Origin of the sequence: uncultured Desulfovibrio sp. (assembly GCF_944324935.1) — a bacterium.
GTDB lineage: Bacteria > Desulfobacterota > Desulfovibrionia > Desulfovibrionales > Desulfovibrionaceae > Desulfovibrio.
In genome coordinates, this window is the sequence record NZ_CALUYG010000015.1 from 42,143 (window position 1) to 56,804 (window position 14,662).

Genomic DNA, 14,662 nt, shown 5'->3' on the forward strand with positions numbered 1-14,662 from the left:
GGGATCTCACAGGGTTAAAGTCTGAAGGACTGGGGCGTAGCCAAATTTAGGATGTCCTAACGCAAGGACAGGAAAAAATCCAGCCTTCTGCCCGCCTCTGCCATTTTTTCACGAGGAAATATGTCTGCCGGCGCGCGGCCCCTCAGCGGGGGGCGGCCAGCGCATGCACGGCTCGCAGGCCAAGCAGGTAGCTGCCGGGCCCGAAGCCGGCGACGCTGCCCGCGCTGACCCGCGCCAGCACGGATTCGTGCCGGAAGGCCTCGCGCGCATGCACGTTGGACATATGCACTTCCACCACGGGGATGGACAGCATGCCCAGCGCGTCCATGATGGCGTAGCTGTAGTGCGTCCAGGCGCCGGCGTTGATGACGATGCCGCGGGTGCCGTCATCGAGGGCTCGGTGAATTCGCCCCACCATCTCGCCCTCATGGTTGGTCTGGAAGATGTCCAGCCGCACGCCCAGCTCGCCGGCGAGCGTCGTCAGCGCGGCGTCGATGTCGGCAAGGGTGTTCGTGCCGTAATGGGTTGGGTCGCGGCGGCCGAACATGTTCAGGTTGACGCCGTGCAGGATGAGATAGTCGTGCATGTCCGCTACCCCCGTGCGCCGTCGCCGTACAGGGCCGCTTCCAGAGCCTGCCGGGCTTCCCCGGGCAGGTGCTGTCCGGTCCAGAGCAGGAATTGCGCGTCGGCCTGCGCGTGGAACATCTCCAGTCCGCCCAGGGTCTGCCAGCCCGCGGCCGCGGCATCGGCCAGGAAGCGCGTCCGCAGGGGATTATAGACGATGTCATAGGCCAGCCCCGTACGCCCTTGCGCGCGGGCCGCCGCAAAGTCATAGGGTGTCTCGCCCTCGGATTTGCCGCGCATGCCCAGAGGGGTGGCATTGACGATCAGGCGGGCGGGCACGTCGTGCCGGTCCTGCCAGGCGACGGTCTGCATGCCGAAGGCCTCGGCCAGCGGCATATGGGTCCTGTCGGAGGGGGTGCAGACGGTGCAGGCGCTGAAGCCTGCGGCGTGCAGGCCCGCGGCGGCGGCACGCGCCGCGCCGCCCGCTCCGAGCAGCAGGACGGGCAGATCCCGGGGCAGATCCCGCGGCAGCAGGGGGGCCATGAAGCCCGTCACGTCGGTATTTTCGCCGCACAGACGGTCATCCTGCCAGTACAGGGTGTTGACCGCGCCCACGGCCAGCGCCTGCGGGCTGATCTCATCCAGAAAGGGCATGATGGAGACCTTGTGCGGGATGGTCACCGAACAGCCGCGCATACGCAGCAGGCGGAAGCTTTTCACAAATGCCGAAAGCTCCTCCGGGGCGATCTCCCAGCGCAGATAGACGGCATCCCGGCCAAGGGCCTGAAATGCCGTGTTGTGGATGAGCGGACTCAGGCTCTGTGCCAGAGGCCAGCCGATGACGCCGTAAAGCTCGACGGGAAGGAATGGGGGGTGCTGCATGGGATATACTCCGCGGACTGGTAGTCAGCATAGCCCATTTCGTCTCAGGGTGCAATGGCCTGCCCGGTGGAGCTGCACGCGGTGCGGCCGCGGGGGAAGATTTTGCGCGTGTCCCACGACAAAAGCGCCTCCTCCCCAGGGGGAGAAGGCGCTCGGCGAAGCTGGCGCGGGGGAATTACGAACGCTTGATCTCCATAGCCTTCTGCAGCATGGCGTCGGCCGTGGTGATGGCCTTGCTGTTGGACTGGAAACCGCGCTGGGTGATGATCATATTGACCATCTCCGTGGTGAGGTCCACGTTGGAGCTTTCGATATTGTAAGCGTGGATGGTCCCGTAATTCTCGGTTCCGGCACGGCCCATCTCCATCTGGCCGCAATCCTCGGTGGCGGAGAAGAGGTTGTTGCCCTCGCGGTAGAGATTGTCCTCGGCCGTGAAGCGGCAGACGGGGATCTCCCAGAGGTTGAGGCTCTGCCCGTTGGAGTAGTAACCGACGATGTCGCCTTCGGTGGTGATGTCGTACGAGGTCAGGCGGCCGGAGGCATAGCCGTTCTGCGTAGCGCGCGTCTGGTAGGAGTTGCCCGCATAGGCCGTGGTGGCGCGATTGCTGACCACCGCGCTGTCGCCCATGCCCGGCAGCAGGGAGTCGTCGGCGCCCACCTCGGCGGCGTTGGCCGGGGCATTCTCCCAGCCGCTGGCGGTGATGCCGAAATTGACGCCCACGGACTGGCCGTCAAGAGTGAACTGCGGCACGCCGTCGGCAAGAGCTGCCGTCGTCCAGGTGGTGAGGTCCTTGTTCCCCTCTTCGGTGGGCGTGAAGGCGGACATGCTCTTGAGCGTGCCGTCGCTGTTGAAGTGCAGGGTCCCGCTCATAAGCAGACCAGCGCCTTCGGGCAGGGACTGCGGATTGGCGGGGTCCTCCCTGTTCGCTTCCTCGATGGCGTCCTTCATCTGATCCACCACGGTGGAGCTGGCCAGCACGAATTCGATGATGGTCTCGTTGGGGTCGGAAGGCGCGCGATCGAAATAGGCGGTCACCTCCACCGGATTGCCCTCGGCGTCATACAGGGTGATGGGCATCTCGTAGCTGGCCCCGGTCGCGCTGATGGGCGGAGTGGTGGTGGCGTCGTAGGACTGCTGGAGAGAAAAGTAGGGATTCGCTTCGCTGACGCAGTTGTCCGTATCGAAACCAAGGTTGAACTGCCAGTCGATCTGGCTGCTGGCCCTAGCCGTGAGCACGTCGAAGGCGCTGATCTGGATGGGCTCCACGGCGCCGGAAAGATTTCCCTGATCGTCGTAGCGGTAGCCGCTGACGGAGTAGCCCTGCGGATTGCGGAGATAGCCTTCGTCATCGGTGATGAAGTCCCCGGCGCGCGTGTAGAAGAGATCGCCGGTCTCGTCATCCACCACCTGGAAGTAGCCCTTGCCGTTGAGGGCGAGATCCGTCACCGTATTCGAGCTCTCAAAGCTGCCCTGGGTGAAGATGGTGCGGATGGTGTCCACCTGTACGCCGTGACCGGTCTGCCCCAGCGCCACCTTGGAGTCTTCCTGGTTGTCCCACCAGCCGCCCATGCCGGCCTGCGTAGTGGACATGATGTCGGAAAACAGTATGTTTTGCTGCTTGTAGCCGATGGTGCTGGAATTGGCGATATTATTGCTGACGACCTGCATGCCCGTACTCAGGGCCTTCAGGCCGGTGGCGCCGATATAAAGAGCAGAATTCACAGGCAACTCCTTCCTGGTTCCGTTCGCTTGCCGGGCACGGCATCGGGCCGGCCGCCGCAGGAGAACGCGGGAGGAAAAATTTTCCTCCCGGTATCCATATCATGCAAGATGCGTACCCATTACGGAGCCTTCTCCGGCTCGGTGACCGGCATGCCATCCTGTTGCCACTGCTTGAAGCCCTTCGTCAGGTGGTACAAGGGGCCGAGGCCGGCTTCCTCGAAGTATTCCAGCGCCTGCGAAGAGCGGTTGCCGGAGCGGCAGTACAGCAGAATGGGCGTGTCCCCGGGCAGTTCGGCAAGGTCCATTTCAAAGCGCGGGCTGAAGAAGTCCAGATTGCGCGCATGGGCGATGTGTCCCGCACGGTACTCGTCAGGGGTGCGGACATCGAGGATGATCAGACCGTCGGGGGGGGAGGCGAGGAGCTCCCTGGCCTCGGCACTGCTGACCTCCTTGTGGGCAAGGGCATCCAGAGGCATAAGGCAGACCAGCGTGAGCAACAGGGTGAGAAAAAGGGGCGCTCGCGAGAAAACGCGCATACGTCCTCCTAAAAAGCGGCGCGTGCCGCGGCAAATCCGGCGGCGGCCCCGCGGATGACCTTTTCATCCACGCAGAAGGCCAGGCGGAAATAGCCGGGGTAGCCGAAACCGCTGCCCGGAACGGCCAGCACGCGTTCTTCCAGCAGGCGGTTCACAAAGGCCACATCGTCCCCGCCCGGCGCCTTGGGGAAGAAATAGAAGGCCCCGGCCGGCATCTGGTAATCATAGCCGGCAGCGGTGAGCACTTCGCCCATGGCCTTGCGGCGCGCCGCATACACGGCCAGTTCCACCTGGCTGCCCAGCGCGGCGACCATGATGTGCTGGCCCACCACGGGCGGGTTGACGAAGCCGAGGATGCGGTTGGTCAGCGTGAGGGCCGCCATCAGCTCGGCATGCTCGCGCAGCAGCGGGGAGACGACCACATAGCCCACGCGTTCGCCCGGCAGGGACATGTTCTTGGAGAAGGAACTGATGACCACGGCATACGGGTACAGCGGCAGGACGGAGGGGACCTCCACGCCGTCATAGGCCAGGAAGCGGTAGGGCTCGTCGGCAATGAGCCAGATGGGTTTGCCGTACTGGCGGCTCTTGCGCTCCAGCAGATCGACGATGGCCTCGATCTGGGCCTTGCTGTAGACGACACCCGTGGGATTGTGGGGCGAATTGATGAGCAGGACGCGCGTCTTTTCGCTGATGGCGGCCTCGAGGGCGTCCATATCGGGGGTGAAGGTATCGGGATGGCTCTTCACGGCACGCAGGCTGCCGCCGTGATTGGCCACATAAAAGCCGTATTCCACGAAATAGGGCGCAAAGGTCAGCATCTCCTCGCCGGGATTGATGACGGCCCGCAAAAAGGCGTTGAGGCCGCCCGCCGCGCCGCAGCTCAGCAGCACATGGTCGCCGTCAAGGGCGCAGCCCTGCTCCTGAGAGAGGTGCTCGGCCAGACGCTGCCGGGCCCAGGGGAAACCGGCATTGGCCATGTAGCCGAAGGCGAAGGGTTCGCCGGCGTGTTCGGCAAAGGCGCGCAGGCCCTCGCCCACGGCGGGAGGAGCCGGCAGGTCGGGATTGCCGAGGCTGAAGTCATGGACGTTGTCGGCGCCGTATTTGGCCTTGAGCTGGCCGCCGGCCTCAAACATGCGGCGGATCCAGGAGGCGTGTTCAAGATAACCTGCAACGCTGTCGGCAAGGATGGACATGGTGGAACTCCTAAACAAGTTGTCAATCAGTGGGGGATTGGTTATACCGTGGAAATGCGATGTTTTGCAATTCCTATGAGGGAGGACGCCATGCGGAAATTTCTCACAGGCCGCTGGGAGCTGCTCGCCGGCGCGTTTTTGCTGATGAGCGGGCTTGTCGGTTGCGGCGGCAGGCAGGAGGCGCCTGATCCGGCGTCGCAGGGCATGACCGTGGAAGTGGATTTCCACACGGTGCATCGCTGCTCACGCCTCTCTCCCGCCATACTTGTCGGCAATGTGCCGAAGGGCACGTCCTATTTCGATGTGCGGCTTGTGGAGATGGAACCCGTGGAGCGGCTGCTTGGCGGCGGCACCTGGAGCAATGACGGGAGCGGCAAGATCGCCGAAGGTGGTCTGACCAGGCTGTATTCCGGTCCCTGTCCGCCCAGAGGCAAGGAGCGCCGTTATTCCTATGTCATCTCCGCCATGCCTTTCGGCGGCGGGCAGCCTTTGAGCGTGCGCACGGCGGAAGTGCTCGTCGAAGGCGAATAGTCCGTGCCCGGCACAGGCACGACGAAGCAGGCTGTCCGGCGGGGCGGCCTGCTTTTTTATGTCGCGGCCGGCGCCGATGGCCGCTGCCTCCCCCCCCAAAAAAAAGGACCATCCGTTGCTTGCGGATGGTCCCGGAAAGCTCGGCTGGCCTCCCGTCGGCGGGGAGGACGCCTGCCTGGCTTAGGGTCTGTTAGCACGGATTTTGCGAACAATTTGACAGATAAGAAAAGAAACCGTTCGCTCTCCAGTTGTCCTTGGGGCGGGGCGCTGCGCGTTCTTGGCCCTTCTCCCGGTAAAAGCGCGCTGGGGAAGGGGTTCCCCTTCCCCCCAGCAAACAGCAAAGAGTGTCAACAGGTTCTAGTCCTCGTCCGGCAGATCGGGGATGTCGGCCAGAACGTTGGTGATGATGCGCCGGCGGGCTTTGAGGGCCGGCGCGGCCGGGGCGGGGGCCCGCTCCATCTTCGGCGCGGGCAGGCCGTTGTAGAGCGTCCAGAATGCCGGGTACAGGCCGGTGATGATGCCGGGGTTGCCGAGCCGCACCTGGCGTTTGTCCCTGGCGCAGGCCGCCAGCGCCAGCGCCAGCGCCCAGACGGGATCAGGAGCGTTCCAGCCGCGGCCTGAGGGGGCGCTCTGTTCCTCCTCGCGCAGCGGGCGGAGCACGCCGTCTTCCACGCAGAGGTGGAGCGCCGTGCAGAAGCTCGTCATATCGGCGCGGAATTCGTCGCTGCATCCTTCACGCAAGGCGGACGGCAGGGGAGCGCTGCCCTGCCGCAGGGCCGTCTGAGCCAGCAGGGCCAGCGGCAGCGGCAGCCATTCGGCGGGGAAGTCCGGGGGCAGGGCGAGGCCGGCGGCCGGGATGACCAGTGGCGCGTTCAGGCTCAGGCGTACGGCGGGCGTTTCGCCTTCCTCTCGGCGCAGATCGCCGCCCAGTCCCTGAAGGAATTCCCAGCCGGCGCGGGCGGCCGGCGTCTGCGGCCAGCGTCCCTCCAGACGCACCGTGCCGCCCAGCGAGGGGGCCAGTCCCAGAAGGAGCAGGGCCAGTTCCGCTTCCAGGGGCAGGCTGGGACGCTCGGGCAGGGCGGACAGGCCCGGCGTGACGCGGATCGTGTCGGCTTCGCGGCGGACATCGGCCCCGGCCTGTTCCAGGATGGGCAGGGTGCGGGCAAAGACGACGGCCCGCGCGGCCATGTCGGCAAGGTCCAGCCGCAGGGGCTGCGCATAGCAGGGCGCGGCCAGCAGGATGGCTTCCGCCAGTTCCGTCGGCGCATCGGCAGGCAGCCGCACCGTATCGGGCAGGACGCCGGAACATTCGAGGCGCACGGGCAGTCCGTCGGACTTGGGCACGGCCTGGATCAGCCGGGCGCCCATCTGGCCCGCAAAGCGGCGGGCCACGGAAAAGTCCGCCAGGCGCAGATCGGGATCGCCCACGAACTTGGCGCGCGAGGGGCGGCCCAGATAATGGCCGAGGGCCAGATAGAAGTTCCAGGCGCTGCATCCCACATGCACCACCTTGTCAAGGGCGGCCAGGGGGGCGGCGGGCATGGCGTTGACGCCCTCGTTTTCCCGGGTGATCGCGGCCCCGAGCTGGTTGAGCATCTTGACGCAGTCCACCAGGGGGTCGTTCATCAGGCAGGGTTCGAGGCGCAGCGGCCGGCCGGAGGCGGCGGCCAGATAGAGCCAGGCGCGGGCGTCCCGGCAGGCCAGCGGCGCGCGCATGGCAAGGTCGACCGGGGCCGTGGCCGGCGCCAGGTTGAAGGCCGGGCGCTTGTCGGCGGGCTCGTCTTCGGGCCGGGGGAGGAATGCCACTTCCTGCATGAGCGTGAAGAAGCGGCTGCTCAGGCGGGGGTCCCGGCTGACGCGCGACGCCGCGGCTTCCCAGGCTTCGCGCAGAAATTTTTCTTCCGCGGGGTCAAGATGCCCCTTGGCGGTATGCATGCGCCGCAGCAGGTTGTGACGGCGCATGAGCAGGCGCAGGATGTCGCGGTCGATCTCGCAGACGGATTCCCGCAGGCTCTTGCGGGGACGGTTTTCGGTGGCGTGCTCGCTCATGGTGGTTCCTTGGAGGAAGGGGATGGCATGACGGGCGGCCCGGACGGGCGTACCAGACGGACGTGCCGCGGGCCGCGCCCGTTTCTCTAGCCTGAAATCGCCCGACTGGCAAGCGTTCGCGCCGGGGATCAGCGTGCGGCCAGCACCACCGACAGGGCGTCGAACCATGCCCGCGTCTCCATGCCCGGAGCCAGGGCCGGCAGGGGATTGTTTTCCTGGAGGATGCAGACGGGGGTCCCGTCGGCAAGGCGCAGCAGGACTTCCCGCCAGCGCTCGTCGCTGCGCACCTGTTCCACCACTCCGCAAAACTGCGTGGCCTCGGGCGGCGGCTGGCTGCCGTCCCCGGCAAGGTGCATCTGCGGCGCCTTGACATGGGCGGTGAGCTGGCAGCCTTCGCGGATGTCGAGCTGGCGGCGGCTCGTCTCGGTGATGATGGCCGTCAGCAGCAGACCGCCGGGCGTAAGCAGTTCCACGCGGCAGGCCAGCCCGCAGGCGCCGCAGTGCAGTACCCGTCCGGCAAAGGTGTTGCGGGCGCTGCTGCGCGGGGAGTCGTCCACGCCCTGGATGCGCTGGCGCAGGAGGCCGGCAGTCCCCGGCAGGAGGCCGGCCTGTTGCCGTCCCCGTCCCAGGAAGGCATCGACGAGCGCCGGCGAAAGACCGTGCCGGCGCAGCTCTTGCGCGCGGTTCCGGCGCAGGCTGCGGGCGGACAGCAGACCGGCGGGGAAGCCGCAGGCGCGACCGCACTGGGCAAGGCTGCGGCGTACGAGGCTGCTGTCGCGGGTGAGGGAGGCCAGCGCGCCCAGAAAGGCGGGATCCGTCAGCCGCTCCCGCAGGCTGCGGACAAGGGGGAGCGGCAGGGGGACGAGACGTTCCGGCGTCCCTCGGACGCGCAGGCAGCCCCGGGTCCAGTCCCAGTCGTCGGCCCGCAGGGAAAGGGCCTCCACCAGGCGCAGGCCGCCGTAGCGCAGCAGCAGAAAAAGACACCAGAGCCGCAGGCGGGCCTGACGGTCACGGGGGGTGCGGGCCTGCCCGCACCGCTCTTCGAACCAGAGCTCCGCCGCCCGGCACTCCGCGACGGAGAGCGGGTGGCGCGCGGCGTCGGACGGCTCCTCCTCGCCGGGCAGCAGCCGGCGGCGCAGCCACTCCCTGTCCTGAAGGCTCAGGGAGCGCCAGAGGTTTTCCAGACGTTCACGATCTCGCGGGCCGTTCTTCATAAAAAAATATGTTAGCATGATAATTCAAAGAGATGCAAGCATATCACTTGTCACGCTTTTATGGCGGATCGTGAGAGGTTTGCCAAACGCCGGGGTGGCGGGCAAAAGGGAGATTCAGGCTGCGAGGCAGCATCACATTCAAACGGAGGCGTCATGCCATGCGCGTAATCGGTTCACTGCTTTCGGACAAGGTCCGTCCCGCCGCCGTCCTCCTGGCCTTGTGGCTGGCCTTGTGGGGCACGGCCGCACAGGCCGGGGAGATGGTCGTTTCAGGCGCGGCCAGTCTGACCAATGCTTTCGGGGAGCTGAAGGCCCTGTATGAAAAAAAGCATCCCGGGCTGACCGTCCATACGAATTATGCGGCCTCCAACCCGCTGCTCAAGCAGATGCAGGAAGGCGCGCCGGTGGACGTCTTTGCCTCGGCCGATCAGGAGACCATGGACAAGGCCGAGAAGGCCGGGCTCATCGATCCGGCGACGCGGCGTGATTTCGTCAGCAACAAGCTGGTGCTCATCGTTCCCAGGGGGGGCAAGAAGCCGGCCGGACTGGCCGACCTTTCGGGGGCCCGGCGCATAGCGGTGGGGAATCCCGACTCCGTTCCCGCCGGCCGCTATGCCCGGGAATCCCTGACCCGGGCGGGACTGTGGGAGACGCTCTCTCCCCGGTTCATCATGGGTAACAGCGTGCGTCAGGTGCTGGACTATGTGGCGCGCGGCGAGGTGGATGCCGGATTCGTCTACGCGACAGACGCCCGGCAGATGGCCGACAAGGTGGAGGTGGCGCTCGTGGCGGAAGGTCACAAGCCCGTGCTCTATCCTGTGGCCGTGGCGACCACCGGCAAGAACGCCGCGCAGGGTAAGGCTTTTGTGGACTTCCTGCTGTCTTCGGAAGCGGGCGAGGTCCTGGCCCGGTACGGATTTTCCCGGCCCTAGCCATCCCCTTCCTTCAGCCCGGCGGCTGGCCATGCGGGGCGGCATCCCTGACTCCGGGATGCCTCCCCGCGCGTGGCGGATACGGAATGAACGACATCCCATTGCTTGATCCTTTGCTGCTCTCGCTGCGGGTCGCGGCGCTGGCGACGCTCTTTTCCTCGCTTGGCGCGCTGCTGCTGGCCTGGAAGCTCTCCCGGCGGCGCGGGCCGCTGCCCGCCGTGCTGGACGCCTTCTGCGCCCTGCCGCTGGTGCTGCCCCCCACGGTGGTGGGTTACTACCTTATAGTTTTGCTGGGCCGGCACGGCCTGGTGGGGCGGTGGCTGGCCGAGGCGGGCATAAGCCTCATCTTCTCCTGGCAGGGAGCGGTCGTGGCGGCTACGGTGGTGGTCTTCCCCCTGATCTACAAATCCGCCCGGGCCGCGCTGGAACAGGTGGACAGCCGGCTGGAGGATGCCGCCCGCACCCTCGGAGCGGGGGAGTGGCGCATCTTTTTGACCATTTCGCTCCCGCTGGCCTGGCGCGGCATCTTTGCCGGCATCATGCTGGCCTTTGCCCGCGGCATGGGCGAATTCGGCGCCACCCTCATGCTGGCCGGCAACATCCCCGGCCGGACACAGACGCTGGCGCTGGCCATTTACGACGCCTTCCAGGCCGGCAACGACGCCCGGGCCACGCTGCTCGTGCTTGTCGCCTCGGGGTTGTGCATGGGGCTCCTTGCCGGGGCGGAGCTGCTGATGCGCCTGCGGCGGCGTCGGCGGGCCGTCACGCGCACGTCGTCCCTGTCCCGGCAGGCGGGGGGGCTCCCGCCTGCGGACGCCCGCGGCGTCAGGCCCGCCGGCATGCTTCGGGATCGGCGGCCGGCATGCTAGAGGTGTGTCTTTTTCTGGAACTTGCGGGCGGCGGGAGCGCCTTCTGTCTTGACGTGGACTATGCCCTGAGTCTGGGGCAGGGGCCGGTCGTCCTTTTCGGTGCCTCGGGATCGGGCAAGTCCCTGACCCTGCAATGTCTGGCCGGGCTCGTGCGTCCGGCCGGCGGCCGTATCCGGCTGGATGACGACATCTTGTTCGATTCTTCACAAGGGATATGCCTGCCGGCGCGCGACAGACGCCTGGGGTACATGTTTCAGGAGTACGCCCTGTTCCCGCACCTGTCGGTACTGGCCAACGTGGCGTATGCCCGCAGCGGCAACCGCCCGTGGCGGCCGGCCCCCGCCCTGCGCGAAGAAGCCCTGTGGACGCTGGAGCGACTCGGCATCGCGCATCTGGCGCAACGCAAGCCGGGGGAGATCTCCGGGGGGCAGCGGCAGCGCGTGGCCCTTGCCCGTGCCCTCTTCGCCCGGCCGCGCCTTCTGCTGCTTGACGAGCCCTTTTCCGCGCTGGACCCGCTGCTTCGCGAACGCCTGCGCGACGAGCTGGCGGAGCGTCTGCGCGAGGCGGGGATACCCCTGCTCATGATCACGCATGATCCCCTCGATGTGGAGACCTTTGCCGCGTCGCTGGTGGTCTACGCCGCTGGGCGGGCGCAGGTGGTGAGCGATTACGCTGCGGCACGCCGGGGCTATGCCGATACGCGTGCGTGCCTGAGCGCGCTGCTTGCCGCCGCTGGCGACATGGGAGATGTATAAAAACGTAATCTTTTCAGATGGATGAACTGTCGATTGTGGAACGATGCCCGTGGCGCAAAATCTGTGAAAAAAAATTTTATGTGGAATTTCGAGAAGCTGGAGCCATTTTTTTGCCTGATGGTTGACATGTTCCGCGCTTCCGTCGTATGAAGAGTCATCCAAGCTCCCCCAGGGGGGAGTACGGTCGGTACGCCCTGTGCCGGCCGGGGATGACCGATGAGTTCGGGTTCCACGCACGCGGCGGGCCTGCCCGCGCAGGCGTGGTTGTGTTCACAATAAACAGTGTGCATAAGGAGTTTAATTATGCCTAAGATGACTCCCAGTGAGGCGATGGCCGAAGTCCTGGTGGAAGAAGGCGTCAAACACGTCAGCGGTATCCTCGGTTCCGCTTACATGGACCTTCTGGATCTGTTCCCCGCCGCCGGCATCGACTTCATCTCCGTGCGTCATGAGCAGACCGCTGGCCACATGGAAGACGCTTTCTGCCGTCTGACCGGTAAAGCCGGTGTGGTGATCGGCCAGAACGGCCCCGGCATCACCAACTATGTGACCGCCGTGGCCACCGCCAACATGGCCCACACCCCGATGGTCATCATCTCCCCCAGCGCCGGCTCCGCTTCCATCGGTTGGGACGGCTTCCAGGAATGCGACACGTGGAACCTGTTCAAACCCGTGACCAAGGCTTCCCTGCGCGTGCCCCATCCCAAGCGTGCCGCTGACGTGCTGCGCACCGCCTTCCGCAGCGCCTATGCCCTGCGTGGCCCGGTGCTCGTGGACATCCCGCGCGACTACTTCTACGGCGAACTGGATGAAGAAATCCTGAAGCCCAGCCAGTACCGCGTGGCTCCCGGCGGCATCGGCAACCCGGAACAGTTCAAGCACGCCGTGGAAGTGCTGAAGGCCGCCAAGAAACCCGTGATCGTGGCCGGTCGCGGTGTGGTTGACGCCGACTGCGTGGAAACCGTGAAGGCCCTGGCCGAACACCTCGGCGCCCCGGTTGCCTGCACCTACCTGCACAACGACGCCTTCCCCTGCGACCATCCGCTGTGGACGGGCCCCATCGGCTACATGGGTTCCCATGCCGCCATGCGCATCATGCAGGACGCCGACGTCATCCTGGCCATCGGTACCCGCCTGTCCTACTTCGGCACCCTGCCCCAGGACGGCATCAACTACTTCCCGAAGACCGCCAAGATCGTGCAGATCGACATCAACCCGCTGCACATCGCCAAGACCCACCCGATCACCGTGGGCCTGTGCGCCGACGCCGGCGACGCCTCCGTGGAACTGCTGAAGCAGCTGCGTGAAGCCACCAAGCCCTGCGCCGATCTGACCTCCGTGTACAACCGCGTGAAGTCCGAACTGGACGTGTGGTTCAAGGAAATCGACGAGATCGCCAACGAACCCACCATCGAAGGCCGTATGCATCCCCGCAAGGCCCTGGAAGTGGTCGGCAAGTTCGTGACCGACAACAACGTGATTGCCACCACCGACATCGGCAACACCTCCTCCACCGCCAACAGCTACCTGCGTTTCAAGAACCCGAAACGTCACATCGCCACCCTGACCTTCGGTAACACCGGCTTCGCCTACCAGGCCGCCCTGGGCGCCCAGCTGGCCTGCCCCGAAGACACCGTGCTCTCCATCGCCGGCGACGGCGCCTGGGGCATGAGCCTCTTCGAAGTGCCCACCGCCTGCCAGTTCAACCTGCCCGTCATCGCCACCGTGTACAACAACGGTGCCTGGTGCGCGGAAAAGAAGAACCAGGTGGACTTCTACAACAACCGCTTCGTGGGCGCGGACATCTGGTCCAAGTCCTACGCGAAAATCGCCGAAGCCATGGGCGCCGACGGCTACACCGTCAACACCCAGAAGGATCTGGCCGAAGCCCTCGAGGCCGCCAAGAAGAACCGTCGTCCTGCCGTGATCGAAATCATGACCGACGGTACCCGTCTGGCCCCGCCCTTCCGCCGCGACGCTCTGGCTCTGCCCACCCGCTTCCTGCCCAAGTACGAACACCTGGACAAGAAGCACTTCGCGAAGTAAGCGAACTGCGACTGCAAGCGACCCCGCCCCGGGCGGGGTCGCCCTTACAGGGCGGGAGGTTCTCCCCCCCTTTTTTATTCTTATCCGGTACTGCCGTTCACGCAGCCGGGCAACGCAAGCGGCAGGGTGGGCATGCCTCGGCTTCTGCCGCCGGCATTGCCCGCCGCTTCCGGGATCGCCGGAAAGGTTTCCGGGCGGCCTGCCGGGACTGTCGTGCTGGACAATCGTTGTGCATCGGTATTGCCGTTCGGGCACGCGGGGGGGCATCCACCTGCTGTGTTGTGCTCATGGCGGCTGACGAGGGAATGTTATGAAGCCTTTCTTGAAGCGCAGCCCGTATACCGGGCCGGTACAGGCCATCATCCTCGACTGGGCGGGAACGACGGTGGATCACGGCTGCCGCGGGCCGGTGGCGGTCTTTTCCCGCGCGTTCGAACAGTACGGCATCACTCCGACGGTGGAGGAAGTGCGCGGCCCTATGGGCAAGGACAAGCGCGAGCATGTACAGTGCATGTTGCAGATGGACCGCATCGCCGCCCTCTGGAAGGAAGAGCACGGCGCGCTTCCAGACGGATCCGTCACGGACAAGATCTATGCGCGGGTACAGGAGCTCATGCCGGAAACCCTGGCCGATTACGCTACGCCCGTGCCGGGCTGGGTGGCGGCCTGCAACGCGCTGAAGGCCCGCGGCATCAAGATCGGTTCCTGTACCGGCTACACGCGGGACATGGTCGTGCGGCTGGAACCGCGGGCCGCCGAGCTGGGCTATGTGCCGGACGCTTTCGTCACCTCGGATGAGGTCCCCGTGGGCCGGCCCTGGCCCTGGATGGCCTATCTCAACTGTCAGCGGCTGGGCGTGCACCCGCTGGAATCCTGCATCAAGGTGGGCGACACCGTGGCCGACATCGAAGAGGGCATCAACGCCGGCATGTGGGTCGTGGGCGTGACGCGCACGAGCAACGCCCTCGGGCTGACTGAGGAAGAGGCCGCCGTCATGCCGCCTGACGAACTGGCGGCCAGGGAGGAGGCTTTTGCCGACGTGCTGCGCCAGGCCGGGGCACACTACGTCCTCCACAGTGCGGCTGATCTGCCGGATCTTGTGCCCGTAATCGAGGCACGCCTCAAGGCCGCCGAGCGCCCCTGGTAGGCGGCGCAGGCAAGGAACAGCGCGGACGAAAGCCTGTCGGCAGGTTTTCGTCCGCTTTTTGTATGAAGAAAACCTCCCGCTAGATACTGTCGCCAAATTACGTTTGCCCACAAAGATATGCACCTGATTTGAACGGCGGCAAGAAAAGAGGAGCATCTTTTGGCATACCGTGTGGCAATTCCCCGCCAGCGTTTTAGATGGAGAAAAGCATTTTCGAC

13 protein-coding genes and 1 pseudogene are annotated in these 14,662 nt (G+C 65.7%); 6 read left to right on the plus strand and 8 right to left on the minus strand.

Annotated features, from left to right (window positions below; genetic code table 11):
- Positions 1 to 142: 142 nt before the first annotated feature.
- The 5 genes from aroQ to Q0J54_RS05185 form a co-directional block, all read right to left on the minus strand.
- The gene (aroQ, locus tag Q0J54_RS05165) at positions 143 to 586 is read right to left on the minus strand and encodes a type II 3-dehydroquinate dehydratase (RefSeq protein ID WP_296304377.1); all 444 of its coding nucleotides are present in this window, start codon (positions 584 to 586) and stop codon (positions 143 to 145) included.
- A gap of 5 nt (positions 587 to 591) precedes the next feature.
- Positions 592 to 1,446 carry a shikimate dehydrogenase gene (gene aroE, locus Q0J54_RS05170; protein ID WP_296304378.1) on the minus strand — a complete coding sequence of 285 codons (855 nt, stop codon included), beginning with the start codon at positions 1,444 to 1,446 and terminating at the stop codon, positions 592 to 594.
- Positions 1,447 to 1,621: 175 nt separating this feature from the next.
- Positions 1,622 to 3,169 carry a flagellar hook protein FlgE gene (locus tag Q0J54_RS05175; RefSeq protein ID WP_296304379.1) on the minus strand — a complete coding sequence of 516 codons (1,548 nt, stop codon included), beginning with the start codon at positions 3,167 to 3,169 and terminating at the stop codon, positions 1,622 to 1,624.
- A gap of 119 nt (positions 3,170 to 3,288) precedes the next feature.
- A complete protein-coding gene (locus tag Q0J54_RS05180) occupies positions 3,289 to 3,705 on the minus strand; it encodes a rhodanese-like domain-containing protein (RefSeq protein WP_296304380.1) in 417 nt (138 codons plus the stop codon).
- Positions 3,706 to 3,713: 8 nt separating this feature from the next.
- Entirely contained in the window at positions 3,714 to 4,901 is a 1,188-nt protein-coding gene (locus Q0J54_RS05185) for a pyridoxal phosphate-dependent aminotransferase (RefSeq protein WP_296304381.1), read from the minus strand.
- 90 nt (positions 4,902 to 4,991) lie between these two features.
- On the opposite strand from Q0J54_RS05185, the gene Q0J54_RS05190 reads away from it, so the two are divergent.
- A complete protein-coding gene (locus Q0J54_RS05190; protein ID WP_296304382.1) occupies positions 4,992 to 5,432 on the plus strand; it encodes an MbtF in 441 nt (146 codons plus the stop codon).
- 357 nt (positions 5,433 to 5,789) lie between these two features.
- Here Q0J54_RS05190 and Q0J54_RS05195 read toward each other — a convergent pair whose 3' ends face one another.
- Both Q0J54_RS05195 and Q0J54_RS05200 read right to left on the minus strand, forming a co-directional pair.
- Positions 5,790 to 7,481: a 3-phosphoshikimate 1-carboxyvinyltransferase gene (locus Q0J54_RS05195; protein ID WP_296304383.1), complete on the minus strand. Its 1,692-nt coding sequence runs from the start codon at positions 7,479 to 7,481 to the stop codon at positions 5,790 to 5,792.
- Between the two features lie 128 nt (positions 7,482 to 7,609).
- On the minus strand, positions 7,610 to 8,713 hold the full coding sequence (locus Q0J54_RS05200) for a TOBE domain-containing protein (protein WP_296304385.1): 1,104 nt from the start codon (positions 8,711 to 8,713) through the stop codon (positions 7,610 to 7,612).
- A gap of 140 nt (positions 8,714 to 8,853) precedes the next feature.
- Between Q0J54_RS05200 and modA the strand changes: the two genes are divergently transcribed.
- From modA to phnX, 5 genes are all read left to right on the plus strand, one after another.
- A complete protein-coding gene (gene modA, locus Q0J54_RS05205; protein WP_296304386.1) occupies positions 8,854 to 9,627 on the plus strand; it encodes a molybdate ABC transporter substrate-binding protein in 774 nt (257 codons plus the stop codon).
- Between the two features lie 86 nt (positions 9,628 to 9,713).
- Positions 9,714 to 10,496: a molybdate ABC transporter permease subunit gene (modB, locus tag Q0J54_RS05210; protein WP_296304387.1), complete on the plus strand. Its 783-nt coding sequence runs from the start codon at positions 9,714 to 9,716 to the stop codon at positions 10,494 to 10,496.
- Positions 10,490 to 11,251 carry an ATP-binding cassette domain-containing protein gene (locus tag Q0J54_RS05215; protein WP_296304388.1) on the plus strand — a complete coding sequence of 254 codons (762 nt, stop codon included), beginning with the start codon at positions 10,490 to 10,492 and terminating at the stop codon, positions 11,249 to 11,251. The genes modB and Q0J54_RS05215 overlap by 7 nt, the downstream gene beginning before the upstream one ends.
- A gap of 303 nt (positions 11,252 to 11,554) precedes the next feature.
- Entirely contained in the window at positions 11,555 to 13,297 is a 1,743-nt protein-coding gene (xsc, locus tag Q0J54_RS05220) for a sulfoacetaldehyde acetyltransferase (RefSeq protein ID WP_296304389.1), read from the plus strand.
- 310 nt (positions 13,298 to 13,607) lie between these two features.
- The gene (phnX, locus tag Q0J54_RS05225; protein WP_296304390.1) at positions 13,608 to 14,444 is read left to right on the plus strand and encodes a phosphonoacetaldehyde hydrolase; all 837 of its coding nucleotides are present in this window, start codon (positions 13,608 to 13,610) and stop codon (positions 14,442 to 14,444) included.
- A gap of 98 nt (positions 14,445 to 14,542) precedes the next feature.
- On the opposite strand, the pseudogene Q0J54_RS05230 reads toward phnX, so the two are convergent.
- A pseudogene (locus Q0J54_RS05230) lies at positions 14,543 to 14,662 on the minus strand (IS5/IS1182 family transposase); the annotation flags it as partial.